This is a genomic window from Desulfovibrio legallii (assembly GCF_004309735.1).
Classification (GTDB): domain Bacteria; phylum Desulfobacterota; class Desulfovibrionia; order Desulfovibrionales; family Desulfovibrionaceae; genus Desulfovibrio; species Desulfovibrio legallii.
Genome location: NZ_SIXC01000016.1, coordinates 31,283 through 45,959, shown reverse-complemented (window position 1 = coordinate 45,959; position 14,677 = coordinate 31,283). Strand labels below are relative to the sequence as shown.

Sequence of the window (14,677 nt, the reverse complement as noted above, 5' to 3'; positions counted from 1 at the left end):
TCAGCGGAGGATTTTTGCTGCTCACGGACTTGAGTCCGCTGCGCGCAAAAATTCTCCGCTTTCTTGTCGGCATCAAAAAAATCTTATTTTTTCCAACCATTACGACATCAGCCCCGCCTCGCAAGCTCGGCGGTCCAAGGTGGCTTCGGGTGCCGCCGTTGGCGGGTTGCGCCTGGCGCGCACAGCCGTATGGCGGCTCAGTCGTCCGTCAGCACGGTAAACCCCGCAGCGGCAAGCGCAGCCATGCTGATCCGGCCGGGGCGGATCAGGCGCAAGGCACGGCCTTGGTCAGGCCCCAAGGGCGCCACCACGGTGGAAGGCAGCGTGCCTTCCGGGGACGGGCCGCCGCGCAGCAGCCGCCCCGCACGGCCATGGAGGGCCAGTCCGCCCAGGGCGGCCAGCAGGCGGGGGTCCAGGTCTTTGGCGCGTTGCGCGGGCTTGCCGCCACTGAGGTTGGCGCTGGTGGCTGTGAGCGCTCCACCGGCCTCCAGAGCCAGGGTGGCCGCCAATGTGTGCGGGGTCACCCGCACGGCCACCTGTCCGTCGGGGTTAACCAGGGACGCGGGCAGGCCGGGACGGGCGGGCAGCAGCACGGTAAGAGGGCCGGGCCAGAATTGCTCAAGCCCTATGGGCATGGCCGTGAGCAGGGCCACGCGGTCCACCTGGGTGGTGTCGGCGGCCAGCAGGGGCAAGGGTTTGTGGACGGGGCGTCCTTTGATCTGGTAGAGCATGTCCACGGCCGCGGCCTGATCGGCCATGCAGCCCAAAGCGAAAAACGTTTCTGTGGGATATATGAGAATGCCGCCGTTGCGCAGGCAGAGGGCCGACGCCGTTACGTCGGAATCTACATAACCGTGTTGGGAAGCCATGTCGGGAAAGCCTTTACGCTGTGTCTTTGTGGGCAGGGTCAAGACAAATTTCTGGAAGGACGCCGCTGCCCATTATACGGCGCGTATTGCCCGTTGGCGACGTCTGGACTGCACTGAGGTGCGCGACGGTTCCGGCGACCTGCCGCCGGAGCAGCGAAATGCTCAGGAGGGGCGCCGTCTGCTGGAGGCCCTAGAACCCCAGGACCTCCCGCTGGTGCTGGACGAGCGGGGGGAACGGCTGACCTCGCCCCAATGGGCGGAACTGTTGCGTCGTATGGATACAGAAGCGCGGGGACGCCCCTGTTTTCTGGTGGGCGGAGCTTGGGGGCTGGACCCCACGGTACGCGATCGAGCCTGCCGCATACTCCGCCTGTCGGATCTGACCCTGCCCCATGAACTGGCCAGGGTGGTTTTGCTGGAGCAACTCTACCGCGCCGAGTGCATCTTACGCAAGGTGCCGTATCACCATTAATTTGACGTGGGTTGTTTTTCGCAGTTCGGCGCGTCGGGACCTTTTCCCTTGTGGAAATTTTTTGCCTTCCCTTTGCCGCAGGGCGGGGCATATTTCGGCCATACCTTCCTGCCGGGGCGTGGGCCCGTATGGTTGCCGGGTCCAGGCCTTTTGCCGGGCGTGGGCCCAGACCTTTGTTACAGGGGGGCTTTCTCCGCTTTTTTGCTCAGTGCCACACGGGCGGCAAAACGGCGCATGGTCAGATGGCACAGGGCCACGGCCAGGGCGTCGGAGGTGTCCAGAGCCCAGGGGCTGTCGGCTTCTTTGACGTTGAGCAGCCGCCGGACCATAAAGGCCACCTGTTCTTTTTCGGCCCGGCCCGTGCCCACCAGGGATTTTTTGACCAATGTGGGTTCGTAGTCGCGGATGGGCAGCCCGTGTGCCGCGCAGGCCGCCACGGCCACGCCTCTGGCCTGGCCCAGCTTCAGGGCGCTGGCCGCGTTTTTGGCCGTAAAAACCTGCTCAATGGCGGCCTCCTGAGGGCGCAGACGGGCAAGAATGCCGTCCAGATCCCGGTAAATTTTAGCCAGCCGGTCGCAAAATTCGCTGCCCACCGCCGCAGTGCGCACCACGCCGCAATCCACCAGTCGCAGAACGCCGGAAACTTCGCTGACCACGCCCCAGCCCGTGCGCTGAGAGCCGGGGTCTATGCCGATGACCGTTACTGGGCCGCTGAGCGTTACGGGCTGCACGCGCGCCTCAGAGCAAAAAGGAGGTGATGACGTAGTCTGCCGCCAGAATGAGTACGCAGGAAATGACTACCGCCGAGGTGGTGGCGTTGCCTACGGCTTCCGGCCCCATGCTGTCGCGCCGCCGGTTGGCATAGTAGCCCTGGCGGCAGCAGATGGTGGCCACCAGCAGGCCGAAGACCACAGACTTGACAAAACCGCCGCTGACGTCTGTAGCCGTGACGGAAAAGGCCATGCGGTAGAAGTAGGTGCCCTCGTTGATGCCCAGCATGAGCACGCCCGTGAGGTAGCCGCCCAAAATGCCGATGACGTCAAATATGGCTGTGAGCAGCGGGAAGGAGATAAGCGAGGCCAGCAGCCGCGGGCTGACCAGATACCCCATGGAATTGATGTCCATGACGTCCAGGGCGTCGATCTGGTCCGTGATGCGCATGACGCCGATTTCCGCCGCCATGGAGGAGCCTGCCCGCCCGGTGAGCATGATGGCCGTGAGCACGGGCCCCAGTTCACGGATGAGGGTCAGAGATACGGCGGAGCCCAGCATGGCCACAGAGCCGAACTGCACCAGGGTGTAGTAGCCCTGTAGCCCCAGCACCATGCCGCAGAAAATGCCGATGAGCAAAATGAGAAACAGAGATTTTGAGCCGATAACGTAGATCTGCTGCAGGGTGCGCGGCAGAATTTTGCTGCCGGAAAAGATCTGGGCAATACCTTCCAGCAGAAACAGAGCCGTGCCGCCAAGAGCCTGCAGACCGTGCAGGCTGGCGCGGCCCAGGGCGCGCAAGGGGGCGGTGGGGGAAAGTGCCGTCATGGTTTACCTCGATCAGCGGCCGGATTTGCGGCTTTTGCCCGCAACGGCCTTTTTGGACTTGAGCAGCGGCGCGCCCAGGTGCATGCGCTGGAGTTCTTCCCGCAGGTTGGCGGCGTCCAGGTCCGTGCCGCGCAGGTTGATCAGCACCAGCCGCAGTTTGCCGCGCGTTTGCAGGCCTGTACGCAGGCCCCGGCCTTCCAAACGCGAGCGCAGTTTGTCCGCATCGCCCGCATTATTGAAGGCTGCCGCCTGGAACACAAAATCGTAAAGAGGCTGCGCCGTCTGCGGGCGGGACTGGCCCTGGGCGGCAGGTGCGCTTTTGGCCGGGACAGCGCCTGTAACGGCGGGGGCCGCCGTGTCCGTCTGCGCGGGGGCCTCCTGGCCGGGCTTGATGCCCCAGGCCGCCAGACCGCCGCCGCTGGGCCTGGCAAAAGGGTAGGCGTTTTTGGCGGGGGGCTGTGGGGCTGCGGGGCCTTTGCTTTTGCCGGCATCCGCCTTGGGGGGCGTCGTCGGGCCGCTGGGGGCCGCCGGCCGAGCAGCAGCCGTATCTTGTTTCGGGCCTGCAGCGGTCGCCTGCTCCGGATCTGGGGCGGCGTCCGGCGTCGCCTTGGAGGCCGTATCCGTTTGGGCCGCATCCCTTAAAGGAGTGTCCGCCAAGGGGCGTGCCGGCGTCTTTTCCGCCGCCGGCGCGGCCGGCGCGCCGCCCAGGCCGGTAAGCTGCTCCACGCGCTGTTCGGGGTTTTGTCCGCGCCCCACCATATAGCCCATAAAGAAGGACCAGCCCACGGCCACCACCAGCACGGCGGCCAGCAGGCCCGCCACGGGCAGGGACAGGCGCAGGGCGAAGCGACGCTCCTTTTCCGGCGCGCCGCCCGCGGAGCGGACCCTGGGTTTACGTACTGGACCGGCCATGCGACTCCTGTAATCAAAGGTTGTGCTGTGGCCCCCCGGTGTGGGGGCCGTTGGCAATCTCGGCGTAATAAGCCCGCCGGGCGATTTTTTTGGCGTGCGGCAGAGGCCGTGCCCTGCGGGCAAGGCTGTGTCGCTTCCGGCATTGGCCGTTCTATGTCGCGACAGCGGCAGACCGCGCGCCCAAGGGGCGTGCCCGTATGGGGGCTACATGCTTTCCGGCGCGCTTACGCCCAACACGTCCAGGCCGTTGCGCAGCACCTGGGCCACGGCGCGCAGCAGGGCCAGGCGGGCCAGGCTGCGGGGGGCATCGTCGGGCAGCAGCACCTGGTGTCTGGCGTAGTAGCTGTGCAGCAGACCGGCCAGTTCCGTAAGGTAGTGGCTCACATGGTGCACGCCCAAGTTGCGGGCCGCCGCCGTGAGCATGTCTTCAAACCCGGCGGCTTTGCGCAGCAGGGCCAGATCTTCGGGCGTGTCCAGCGGGGTCAGGTCCGCAGCCGTCACGGCGTCGGGCAGGCGCACGCCCCGTTCCGCAGCGCGGCGCAGCACGGCGCTGATGCGGGCATGGGCGTACTGCACATAGTACACGGGGTTGTCCAGGCTGCGTTGTTTGACCAGCTCCAGGTCGAAATCCAGAGGGCTGTCGCTCTTGCGCGAAAGGAACATGAAGCGCGCCGCGTCCACGCCTACTTCCTTGAGCACGTCCGCCAGAGTTTCAAAGGTGCCCGCGCGCGTGGACATGCTCACGGGCTTGCCGTCGCGCAGCAGGTTGACCAGCTGGATGAGCACCACGTCAAAATCTTCCTGCGGCCGTCCCATGGCGGTGACGGCGGCGCGCATGCGCGGCACGTAGCCGTGGTGGTCCGCGCCCCAGACGTCAATGCACCACTGATAGCCGCGGGCATACTTGTCGTGATGGTAGGCGATGTCCGAGGCGAAGTAGGTGAGGCTGCCGTCGGACTTGCGCAGCACCCGGTCCTTGTCGTCCCCCAGCTTCTGGGTGGCGAACCAGAAGGCCCCGTCCTTTTCGTAGGTATAGCCCGCCTTGGTTAGGGCGTCAAAAGCCGCGGCCACGGCCCCGCCTTCCACCAGAGTCTTTTCAGAGAACCAGCGCTGGTGCTCCACCCGGAACTCCCGCAAATCGGCCTTGATGCCGTTGAGGATGTCCGTCATGGCTTTTTCATAGCACACGTCCTGACCCTGTGCGTCAGGCAGGTCCACCAGGCCGGGGTCGGCGGCGAGCATCTCACGGGCGATGTCGATGATGTAGTCGCCCTTGTAATACTCTTCCGGCCAGGTGACGGGGCGGCCCGCCAGCTCCTGTGCCCGCAGCCAGACCGAAAGGCCCAGCAGGCGCATCTGGCGGCCAGCGTCGTTGATATAATATTCCGTATCCACATGGTAGCCCGCCCTGCGCAGGAGCCGGGCCAGGCTGTCGCCCACGGCGGCCCCGCGCCCGTGCCCCACGTGCAGCGGCCCCGTGGGATTGGCCGAAACGTACTCCAGCAGCACCTTGCGCCCGCCGCCCGCCGCGCTTTCGCCGTAGGCCGCGCCTTCGGCCTCCACGGCGCGCACCACTCCGTGCCAGTATGCCGGGCTGAAAGTCACGTTGCAGAAACCCGGTCCGGCGGCTTCGGCGGCGGCCACGTCCGGGCAGCGCGCCAGCAGTTTTTCGGCCAGATTCCGGGCCAGATCGCGCGGATTGGCCTTGGCCTCCTTGGCCAGGAGCAAGGCCAGGTTGGTGGAAAGGTCGCCGTGTCTGGCCTCGCGCGGGGGCTCAATGACGGTTTTGGTGGGCCAGGGCAGGCCTTCTTCTTCAACAATGGCCTTGAGGGCCGTGCGCAGGGTTTCTGTGGCGCGCATAAAAATGGGTGTCCTTGTGCTGTGTTTTGACAATGCGGGGCAGGGCCGCCGCGTAATGGGTCAGTTTTCCAGGGCGGCGGCGCTTTCGCCGTCGCTGACCAGGTCGATCTGCAACTGGGCTGGCTCGGCCAGGCCGCTCAGGCAGGGGGCCACCATCTTGCCCAGCAGGGCCTTGGGGCCCAGCTCCAGCCAGCGGCGCGCGCCGTCGGCGTACTGATGACGCACGACGTCGATCCAGAGCACAGGAGAGGTCATCTGCTGCAGCAGGGTTTCCCGCGCGCTTTCGCCGTCCCGCACGGCCTTGCCCGTGACGTTGCTGTACACCGGGAAGCGGGGCTTGCGCCACACGGCCTTGCGCAGCTGTATGGCCAGCTCTTTATTGGCCTCGGCCAGCAGGGGACTGTGAAAGGCCCCGCTGACCTTGAGCTCCAGGCCGCGCCCCTTGTGTTCTTTGGCCTTGCTGCAGGCCAGGGTCACGGCGGCTTTGGCCCCGCTGACCACAAACTGCGCGGGGGTATTGTAGTTGGCGATGCGCAGAGGGCCCGCGGTTTCGGCCAGGCTTTCTTCCACCAGGGCTTCCACCTGCGGCTGTTCCAGCTTGAGGATGGCGGCCATGCCGCCCAGCCCCTGAGGATCGGCCTCGGCCATGAGGCGGCCGCGCAGGGCGGTGATTTCCAGCACGCTTTGGGGGCTGAGCACATCGGCGGCGGCCAGGGCGCTGTATTCGCCCAGGCTGTGCCCCGCGGCCCCGCAGGGGTGCACGCGACCGGCCACGGCGCGCCAGAGGTTCAGCCCCACCACGGTGAGGGCGGGCTGCAGGGCGCGCGTGTCGCTCATGGCGGCTTCGTCGCCTTCCCAGTATATCTCGCGCAGGGGCAGCCCGCTGCAGCGTTCGGCCTGTTTCCAAAGGTCCATGGCCTCGGCGTCGGCGTCGGCCAAGTCGCGTCCCATACCGGGCAGTTGCGCCCCTTGGCCGGGAAAAAGCAGAATGGGCTGGTTCATGCAAAATCCTCCCTGTGTGCGCGGCTGGCGCGCAAGCCCTTTTTTTTACGTTATCGGCGCAGGGCTTGCAAGTCCCGTCCGCCAAGGATATGGGTAAAGACCGGCTGCAGCGCCGGAGCATACAATAAGGACATGCAATCATGCAGCAGGAATCGGTGGACAGGGCAGCCCTGGCCCGTCTGGCGGAGGACGCGGGCGTGGAACTGCCCAAGGCGGCGGTGGAGCCCCTGGCGGTCTATCTGGAATTGCTGACCCGCTGGAATAGGGTTATGAATCTGGTGGGGCCGCACGCCTGGAGGGATATTTTTACCCGTCTGGTGGTGGACAGCCTGCACCTGGGGCCGTTTTTGCGGCGGCTGCCGCTGCCCGCGGCCCCGCTGACCTGGGATCTGGGCGCGGGCGCGGGCCTGCCGGGCTTGCCCCTGCGGCTGGTCTGGCCTGACGGGGGGTATTATATGGTGGAAGTGCGCGAAAAGCGCGCCATATTTCTTTCCAACGCCCTGGCGCGGCTGGATATGTCCGCCACACACGTTTTTCGCGGTACGGTGGAACACTTTTTTCAGGGCCAGTGCTGCCCGGCAGACTGCATTGTCAGCCGGGCCTTTATGCCCTGGCGGGAATTGCTGGACCTGGTGCGCGACCGGCTGCGGCCGCACGGCGTGCTGGTCTGCCTGGCGCTGGAGCCCGTGCCCGACCGGCTGCCCGCGCCCTGGCGCTGCGTGGACCGGCAGTCTTACGCGGCAGCGGGCGACGGTCGCTGGTTCTGGGCGCTCAGCCCGGACAAGCCCGCCTGACCGGCACGGGAACCTGCGATATGGATTCTGCGGCGCAATCGGCACAGCCCCCCGTACCCCCGACGCCTTGCGGCGAACCCCTCGCCGCACGTCCGGATGTCCAACGCCCTGAAGTGGCGGCGGTGCCGCCGCCCACGGCTTCGTTGCCGCGCTTCTGGCTCCGGGGCCTGTTCTGGGGGCTGGTGACCTTGGCTCTGGCCTTTGGGCTGCGCATGCTGGAATGGCCCTGCTGGCAGAACCCCGAATACCGACTGGGTGAAGAGTGGCTGCTGGCCACGCACGACGCCTACCACTGGGTGGCCGGGGCCGAGGGCTTCGGCAGGGCCGTAGGCCACCCCATGGCCGTCATGCTCAAGGCCCTGGCCGACCTGCTGCACACCTATCCGGCGGCCGTGGGCTTCTGGTTCCCTCCGGTGCTGTCCAGTCTGGTGGCGGTTATCGTCTTTGCCTGGGTCTGGGCCCTGGGCAGTCTGGAAGCGGGCGTGGCGGCCGGCGTGCTCACCACCCTTGCGCCGGGCTTTCTGGCCCGCACCATGCTGGGCTACTATGATACAGATCTGGTGACCCTCTTTTTCCCCTTGCTTATGACCCTGGCCCCGGCCAGCTGGGCCATGCGCTATATGCTGCTGCCGCGCATGGTACTGCGCCGCCTGGCTCTGGGGGCCGGCCAGCTGAGCCTGCGGCGGCTGTTCCGGCGCCAGGGGCCTGTGCCGCCCTTGGCCGCCGCCCTCACGCGCGAGGAGCACTTGGGCAACCCCTTGCGCTGGCAGTGGGTGGTTTTGCTGGGCTGCTCCGGCGTGGTTTCGTGGTGGACGCAGGAGTGGCATTCGGTTTTTCCCTACCTGATCCGCTACAACGTGGGCCTGCTGGCCTTCATGAGCCTGGTCATGGCCCCGCGCGGGCGGCGCGCTCTGCTGCTGCTGGGTAGCTTGGCTTACGCCTTGCCTACTTTGGCCGGTCCCGCGGGGCTGGTCTTCAGTCTGCTGCTGCTCACCGCCGGCACGCGGCCGGGCTACCGGCTGCGGCGGCTGTTCTGCCGTCCTTGGGTGCTGGTTCTGCTCTGGTTGGGCGTGATTGGCCTGGCGCTGCAGGGGGACATCCTTACAACCATCGCCAATCAGGCCAACGCCTACCTCAAACACGCGGGCGACGCAAAGAGCACGGGCGAGGGCGCGATGCTGGTCTACCCCTCGGTGGCGCAGTCCATCATCGAGGTGCAGGATCTGAGCCTGAGCGGTCTGCTGCCCTACTTTCACCCTTGGATGGAGGCTGCCGTAGTCGGCCTGCTGGGCTTTGTTCTGGTGGTGGCCCGGCGGCCGGGAGCACTGTTCTTACTGCCCTTGGCGGCCCTGGCCCTGCTGAGCACCAAGCTGGGCGGACGCATGGTTATGTTTGGCGCGCCCGTGGTGGCTGTGGGGCTGACCCTGCCTCTGTTCTGGCTGTGGCAGCGTCTGCTGCGGGCCGGACTGCGCGGCAGCGTGGCCGGTCTTCTGACCTCCGGCGTAGTGCTGGCCCTGCTGGTGGCGCCTTTTGTGGACATGATTCCCGCTATGTCGCAAGGGCCCATGATCAATCGACGGCACGCCGACGCCCTGACCCGCGTCCGCACCATGACGCCGGAAGATTCCATGCTCTGGCTCTGGTGGGACTGGGGCTACGCGGCCCACCACTTTGCCCGGCGGCCCACCATTGCCGACGGCGCGGAGCACGCCGGGCCTTCCCTCTATCTGCCCGCGGCGGTCTTTGCCACGGACAACCCGCGCTTTGCCCGGCAGCTTATCCGCTACACGGCGCAGCACGGCAATGAGCCCGGCAAGGTTTTTGAGGATATGGACGGCCAGGAGGCGCAGGCCCTTATGGACACGCTGCGTTCGCCGGAAACGCCCCTCATTGCGGCTCAGGGTCGGGTCTTTCTGGTGGTCAGCTTTGAGATGCTGCGTCTGGGCTTCTGGATCAGCAATTTTGGCAGCTGGAATTTTGTCACCCGCAGCGGCGAGGGCGGGGCGCTTTCCATCGTGCCCCAGGCTCTGGCTTACAAGCTCGACAGCGGCGAAGTGCGCCTGGAGGGTAGCACCAGCGCCATCTACCCCGCTTCCATCAGTGTGTTTGAGGAAACGGGCGTAAGCCGCCGGGACTATGTGCAGGAGTGGTTCGCCGCGCACCCCAAAGCCACGCGGGAAGAACAGGACGCCTTCCTTGCCGGCCGCCGCAACATCAACTTTCTGTTTAATCGCGTCACCGGCGAAAAATTGGCCATGGACGCGCGCCTCTACAATTCCCTCATGGTCCAGTTGCTTCTGGGCGACGCCCACAATCCGCGCTTTTCTCCCTACTTCAAGCTGGTCTACGACAACGTCTTTGCCCGCATTTACGAAGTGCTGTAGCGTGCGGTAAGAGGTGCGTCCTGCCTTTGGGCAAGTATGCCGTCCGCGCGCACCGAAGAAAATTCCGGAAGCTGCAAAAAAAAGTTACCTCTGGCAACCTGTTTCCGAGCAGATTACCTTTGAAGATATGTCTTTTCAGAGTTTAAAACACGCTCGTTCCGGCGCGTAATCGTGCAAATAAATAGCGGTGCTGTCTTCATCCATAGCTAGCGCTGTTGTCTTGGCCCGTAACTTCTTCGTCGTAACGGGCCAAGCTCTTGCGCCGCAACGGCTGAAGCTACGCTTGCGCCGTCACAGTGATCCAGGGCATTGCAACGCCCTAGGCGCTGGGCCAGCGCACGGGGCGGATGTCCGGTTCCGGCTCGGGAGAGGCGGGCGCGCCCGGGGCCGGAGTGGCCGCGGAAGGCGAGCCCTGGGGCAGGGGGGCATTGAGCACTTCGCTGGTGCGGGCAAAGAGGTTGGTGAGGATGGCGTTGGAAACGACCATGCCCTTGCGGGTCAGGCGCAGGTAGCCGTCGCGCAGGCGGATGAGGCCGTTTTCGTGCAGGGCCCGGACAAGTTTCTGGTGGTCGCGGGTGAAGTCGCGGCCCGTGAGGTCGCGGTAGTCCTTGGTGCGCAGGCCGCGGGCCGTGCGCAGGCGGAGCATGAGCAGCTCCAGCACGCGGGTTTGCGGGCTGAGGATTTCGGCTTCCGCGTCCAGGCTGCCCTGGCGCACGCGGGTGTTCCAGGCGTTTTGCCCCGCGGGGTTGGTCCAGCGGCGGTTCTGGATGGTGGAGGTGGCTGAGGGGCCCATGCCCAGGTAGTCGGCCCCTTCCCAATAGCCCAGATTGTGGCGGCACTGGAAGCCCATGCGGGCGAAATTGGAAATTTCATAGTGCAGGTAGCCGTGCTGTTCCAGCAGGGCCGCGCCTTCCATGAACATGATGTTCTGGTCCCGTTCGGGGGGCAGGTTCAGGCGGCCTTCTTCCACGTCAGCTTCCAGGGCTGTGCCCGGCTCCAGGGTCAGGCCGTAGGCCGAAATATGGTCCGGCGTCATACGGAAGACGTCTTTAAGTGTCTGCAGCCATTGGCGCACGCTCTGGCCCGGCAGCCCCCACATGAGGTCCACGTTGATATTGGTGCAGCCCGCTTCGCGCGCCAGAAACACGGCGTGCAGGCTGTCGGCGGCCTTGTGCGCCCGGCCCAGCATGCGCAGTTGGGCTTCGTCCATGCTCTGCAGGCCGATGGACAGGCGATTGACCCCGGCATCCAGAAACTGGGCCGCCACGTGTCCGCCGCGCAGGGATTCGGGGTTGGCTTCCAGGGTTACTTCGGCCTTGGGGGCCAGTTTGAAATATTTGGACAGACGGTCGAGTACGATGCCGATAATGCGCGGCGGCAGCAGGCTGGGGGTGCCCCCGCCGAAAAAAACGGTTTCTACCGGGCTGCCGCCCAGGCGGTCCCCCCAGAGGGCCAGCTCCATAAGCAGGGTGTCCACATAGTCCCGCACGGCCGGGGAGGCGGTGGCGGCCACGCCGCGCCCCAGAGGGTTGGAGTGAAAGGCGCAGTAACGGCAGCGGGTACGGCAAAAGGGCACATGGATATAGACGAGCATGGCAAGTTCCTGATCATGGGGCGGCAAAAGGCCTTTGCTGAAAATATGCAAGAAGCGTGCTCAGACAAGGGCCTTGTGGCCTGCCCAAAGGTCCGGCGGCGTCGCCCTTGGCAAAAAGGCCGACGCACAGTATATTCGCAGTCCGGCACAGGGCGCAAGCGGGCGTCGGGCCGCGCCGCACGCGAGGCGGCGTCAAAGAGTTGCCAAGGAGAGAACCTCATGGAGATACGTTTTCAGAATCTGGGGCCCGAGCAGTGGAAGGCGGAAGTCCTGCTGGCGCCCGTGTGCGAGGGGGAAGCCGTGCTGGAGCAGTGCCCCCAGATCGACCGGGCCGCGCCCTGGCTGGTCATTGCCCCGGCCCTGCGGGATGTTAAGGGCAAAAAGGGCGAACTGGCCCTGCTGCACGGCCACAAGGATCTGCCCGTGCCCCGCGCGTTGGCCGTGGGCCTGGGCCCGCGCGAAAAACTGGATCTTGGCGGCGTGCGCAAGGCCCTGGCGGCCGCTGTGCAGTTTTGTCGGCGGCAGGGCTATGCCTCGCTGCTGCTGCCGGAATCGGCCCTGGCCGGGCTGCCTGGCGGCCGGGAGCGCCTGGTGGAAGAATGCGTGTGCGCGGCCCAACTGGCCCTGTACCGCTTTACGGCTCTGAAAAAGCCCGACGCGGAAGAACCCGCCGATCCCCAATGGCTGGCCCTGGGCTTTGACGGCGAGGAAGTGCCGGACGGCTTTCAGGCGGCGGCCCGCCGGGGTGAGAATGCGGCTGCGGCCGTGCGTCTGGCCAGGGATTTGGCCACTACGCCTTCCAATCTGCTCTACCCCCAGGCCCTGGCTGAAAAGGCTCAGGAACTGTCGCGGGACGCGGGCTTTGTCTGCAGCGTGCTGGACGAGGAGGCCCTGGAGCGCGAAGGCATGGGCTGCCTGCTGGCCGTGGGCCAGGGGTCGCGCCGTCCGCCGCGTCTGGTGGTGGTGGAGCACGCGCCCAAGGGGCACGAGCAGGACAAGCCCCTTATTCTGGTGGGCAAAGGCATCACTTTTGATTCCGGCGGCATCAGCCTTAAACCTGCCGCTCACATGTACCAGATGAAGAGCGACATGACCGGTGCGGCCACAGTGCTGGCCACGGTCACGGCCCTGGCGCGGGAAGGCGCGCCCCGTCGCGTGATCGGCCTGCTGACCTGCGCGGAGAATATGCCCGACGGCGGAGCCGTGCGCCCCGGCGACGTGGTGCGCGCCGCCAATGGCGATACAGTGGAAATCCAGAACACCGACGCCGAAGGCCGTCTGGCCCTCTGCGACGCTCTGGCCTACGCCCAGAAAACCTGGACCCCGGCGGCCGTGGTGGATATTGCCACCCTCACCGGGGCCTGCGCCGTGGCCCTGGGCACGGGCCTGGCCGGGCTGTTCTGCGACGACGCGGATCTTGCCGAGCGCATCCGCGCGGCGGGCGGGGCGTGTGGCGAAGACTTCTGGCCCCTGCCCCTCTGGCAGCCTTATGCCGAGCAGCTGAAAAGCCAGGTGGCGGACATCTGCCACATCGGCCCGCGCGAGGGCGGGGCTATCAACGCTGCGCTGTTCCTGCGGCATTTTGTGCAGGAGGGCGTACGCTGGGCGCACCTGGACATTGCCGGCGTGGACTGGGCCGCCAAAACTACGCCCCTCTGCCCCGAAGGCCCCACGGCCTTTGGCGCGCGCACCTTGCTGGAACTGGCCAGGGGGGGCGTGCAATGAAGGTCTATCTTATCGGGGCCGGCCCCGGCGACGCGGGCCTGCTGACCCTCAAAGGGCGCGACGCCCTGGCCGGGGCCGACGTGGTGGTCTACGACGCCCTGGCCAACGAGGCTCTGCTGGACCACGTCCGGCCAGACGCGGAAAAAATTTATGTGGGCAAGGTGGCGGGCAACCACGCCCTGCCCCAGGATCAGATCAACGCCCTGCTGGTGGCCAAGGCCCGCGAGGGCAAGGTGGTGGCCCGGCTCAAGGGCGGTGACCCCTATATTTTCGGGCGCGGCGGCGAAGAGGCCGAAGAGCTTGTGGCCGCAGGCGTGCCGTTTGAGGAAGTGCCCGGCATCAGCAGCACGGTGGCGGCTCCGGCCTACGCGGGCATTCCCCTGACGCACCGTGACTTCGCTTCCTCTGTAACCATCATCACAGGGCACGAAAATCCGGACAAGCCCGGATCGGTGCACAACTGGGCCGCCTTGGCGGCCAGCGCCGCCACGCTGGTTTTTGTCATGGGCATGAAGAATCTGCCGGATATTGTGCGCAACCTGCTGGCGGCGGGCATGGACCCAGCCACCCCGGCGGCCTTGGTCTACCGCGGCACCACGCCCGCCCAGCGCAGCCTTGCGGCGCCGCTGGCCGAGCTTCCCCAGGCGGCTGCTGCGGCGGCCTTCACCAACCCTTCGGTCATTGTGGTGGGCAAGGTGGCGGGCCTGCGCGGCACGCTCAACTGGTTTGAAAACCGCCCCCTGTTCGGCCGCCGCATTGTGGTGACCCGTGCGCGGGAACAGGCCAGCGGTCTGGCCCAAAGCCTCACAAGCCTGGGGGCCGAGGTCATCCAGTGCCCCACCATAGAAATCCGCCCGCTGGAGGACTACGCCGCCCTGGACGCAGCGCTGGCCAACCTTGCGGAATATCACTGGATTATCTTCACTTCGGTGAATGGGGTGCGTCACTTCTGGCAACGCTTGGCAGTGGTCGGCAAAGACAGCCGCGCCCTGGGCGGCTGCCGGGTGGCGGCCATTGGCCCGGCTACGGCCGAGGCTCTGCGCGGCCGGGGCATTGCACCGGATTTTGTGCCGCAACGCTATGTGGCCGAAGGCGTGCTGGAGGGGCTGTTGGCCCGCGAAGGCGGCGCAGTGGCGGGCAAGCGCTTTTTGCTGCCCCGTGCGGCCAAGGCCCGCGAGGTGCTGCCCGAAGAGCTGCGTAAGGCCGGGGCCGTGGTGGACGTGCTGCCCGCCTATGTGACCGTGCCCGCCGACCATAACCGGGAGGCCGTGCTGCGTTGCCTGGAAGAAGGCCATCTGGACTGCGTTACCTTTGGTTCTTCCTCCACGGTGGAAAATTTCCTGGCGCTCATTCCGGCGGCCACGCTTAAGGCCCATCCTGAAGTGCAGCTGGCGGCCATCGGCCCGGTCACGGCCCGGACCCTGGCCGCGCACGGTCTCGCCTGCCGCATCCAGCCGGAAGAGTATACCATTCCGGCTCTGGTGGCGGCCCTGCAAACCCATTTTGCGCGGTCCGCCCGCGCCTGA

Annotated in this window: 12 protein-coding genes; 5 read left to right on the top strand and 7 right to left on the bottom strand. The window is 66.2% G+C overall.

What is annotated here, in order from left to right:
• Nucleotides 1-197: 197 nt before the first annotated feature.
• Nucleotides 198-869, bottom strand: a complete 672-nt coding sequence (locus EB812_RS10905; RefSeq protein ID WP_118229533.1) for an L-threonylcarbamoyladenylate synthase — start codon at nucleotides 867-869, stop codon at nucleotides 198-200.
• On the opposite strand from EB812_RS10905, the gene EB812_RS10900 reads away from it, so the two are divergent.
• Nucleotides 868-1,341, top strand: a complete 474-nt coding sequence (locus EB812_RS10900; protein WP_118229534.1) for a 23S rRNA (pseudouridine(1915)-N(3))-methyltransferase RlmH — start codon at nucleotides 868-870, stop codon at nucleotides 1,339-1,341. The two genes, EB812_RS10905 and EB812_RS10900, sit on opposite strands and share 2 nt — an antisense overlap.
• Nucleotides 1,342-1,517: 176 nt before the next feature.
• Here EB812_RS10900 and ruvC read toward each other — a convergent pair whose 3' ends face one another.
• The 5 genes from ruvC to EB812_RS10875 form a co-directional block, all read right to left on the bottom strand.
• The gene (gene ruvC / locus EB812_RS10895) at nucleotides 1,518-2,072 is read right to left on the bottom strand and encodes a crossover junction endodeoxyribonuclease RuvC (protein WP_130958293.1); all 555 of its coding nucleotides are present in this window, start codon (nucleotides 2,070-2,072) and stop codon (nucleotides 1,518-1,520) included.
• A gap of 7 nt (nucleotides 2,073-2,079) precedes the next feature.
• Nucleotides 2,080-2,880 carry an MlaE family ABC transporter permease gene (locus EB812_RS10890; protein WP_118229536.1) on the bottom strand — a complete coding sequence of 267 codons (801 nt, stop codon included), beginning with the start codon at nucleotides 2,878-2,880 and terminating at the stop codon, nucleotides 2,080-2,082.
• A 12-nt stretch (nucleotides 2,881-2,892) separates the two neighbouring features.
• Nucleotides 2,893-3,792: an SPOR domain-containing protein gene (locus EB812_RS10885; protein ID WP_130958292.1), complete on the bottom strand. Its 900-nt coding sequence runs from the start codon at nucleotides 3,790-3,792 to the stop codon at nucleotides 2,893-2,895.
• A 204-nt stretch (nucleotides 3,793-3,996) separates the two neighbouring features.
• Entirely contained in the window at nucleotides 3,997-5,652 is a 1,656-nt protein-coding gene (gene argS / locus EB812_RS10880; RefSeq protein WP_130958291.1) for an arginine--tRNA ligase, read from the bottom strand.
• 60 nt (nucleotides 5,653-5,712) lie between these two features.
• The gene (locus EB812_RS10875; RefSeq protein WP_118229539.1) at nucleotides 5,713-6,654 is read right to left on the bottom strand and encodes an ACP S-malonyltransferase; all 942 of its coding nucleotides are present in this window, start codon (nucleotides 6,652-6,654) and stop codon (nucleotides 5,713-5,715) included.
• Nucleotides 6,655-6,791: 137 nt separating this feature from the next.
• Between EB812_RS10875 and EB812_RS10870 the strand changes: the two genes are divergently transcribed.
• Together EB812_RS10870 and EB812_RS10865 are read left to right on the top strand one after the other, a co-directional pair.
• Nucleotides 6,792-7,448, top strand: coding sequence for a 16S rRNA (guanine(527)-N(7))-methyltransferase RsmG (locus EB812_RS10870; RefSeq protein ID WP_380059440.1), 657 nt, complete (start codon nucleotides 6,792-6,794; stop codon nucleotides 7,446-7,448).
• A 20-nt stretch (nucleotides 7,449-7,468) separates the two neighbouring features.
• Nucleotides 7,469-9,832 carry an STT3 domain-containing protein gene (locus EB812_RS10865; RefSeq protein ID WP_118229541.1) on the top strand — a complete coding sequence of 788 codons (2,364 nt, stop codon included), beginning with the start codon at nucleotides 7,469-7,471 and terminating at the stop codon, nucleotides 9,830-9,832.
• A gap of 319 nt (nucleotides 9,833-10,151) precedes the next feature.
• Here the strand turns inward: EB812_RS10865 and hemW are convergent, their stop codons facing one another.
• A complete protein-coding gene (gene hemW / locus EB812_RS10860) occupies nucleotides 10,152-11,426 on the bottom strand; it encodes a radical SAM family heme chaperone HemW (RefSeq protein WP_118229542.1) in 1,275 nt (424 codons plus the stop codon).
• Between the two features lie 219 nt (nucleotides 11,427-11,645).
• Between hemW and EB812_RS10855 the strand changes: the two genes are divergently transcribed.
• Entirely contained in the window at nucleotides 11,646-13,151 is a 1,506-nt protein-coding gene (locus EB812_RS10855; RefSeq protein ID WP_118229543.1) for a leucyl aminopeptidase, read from the top strand.
• Entirely contained in the window at nucleotides 13,148-14,677 is a 1,530-nt protein-coding gene (gene cobA, locus EB812_RS10850; RefSeq protein WP_118229544.1) for a uroporphyrinogen-III C-methyltransferase, read from the top strand. The genes EB812_RS10855 and cobA overlap by 4 nt, the downstream gene beginning before the upstream one ends.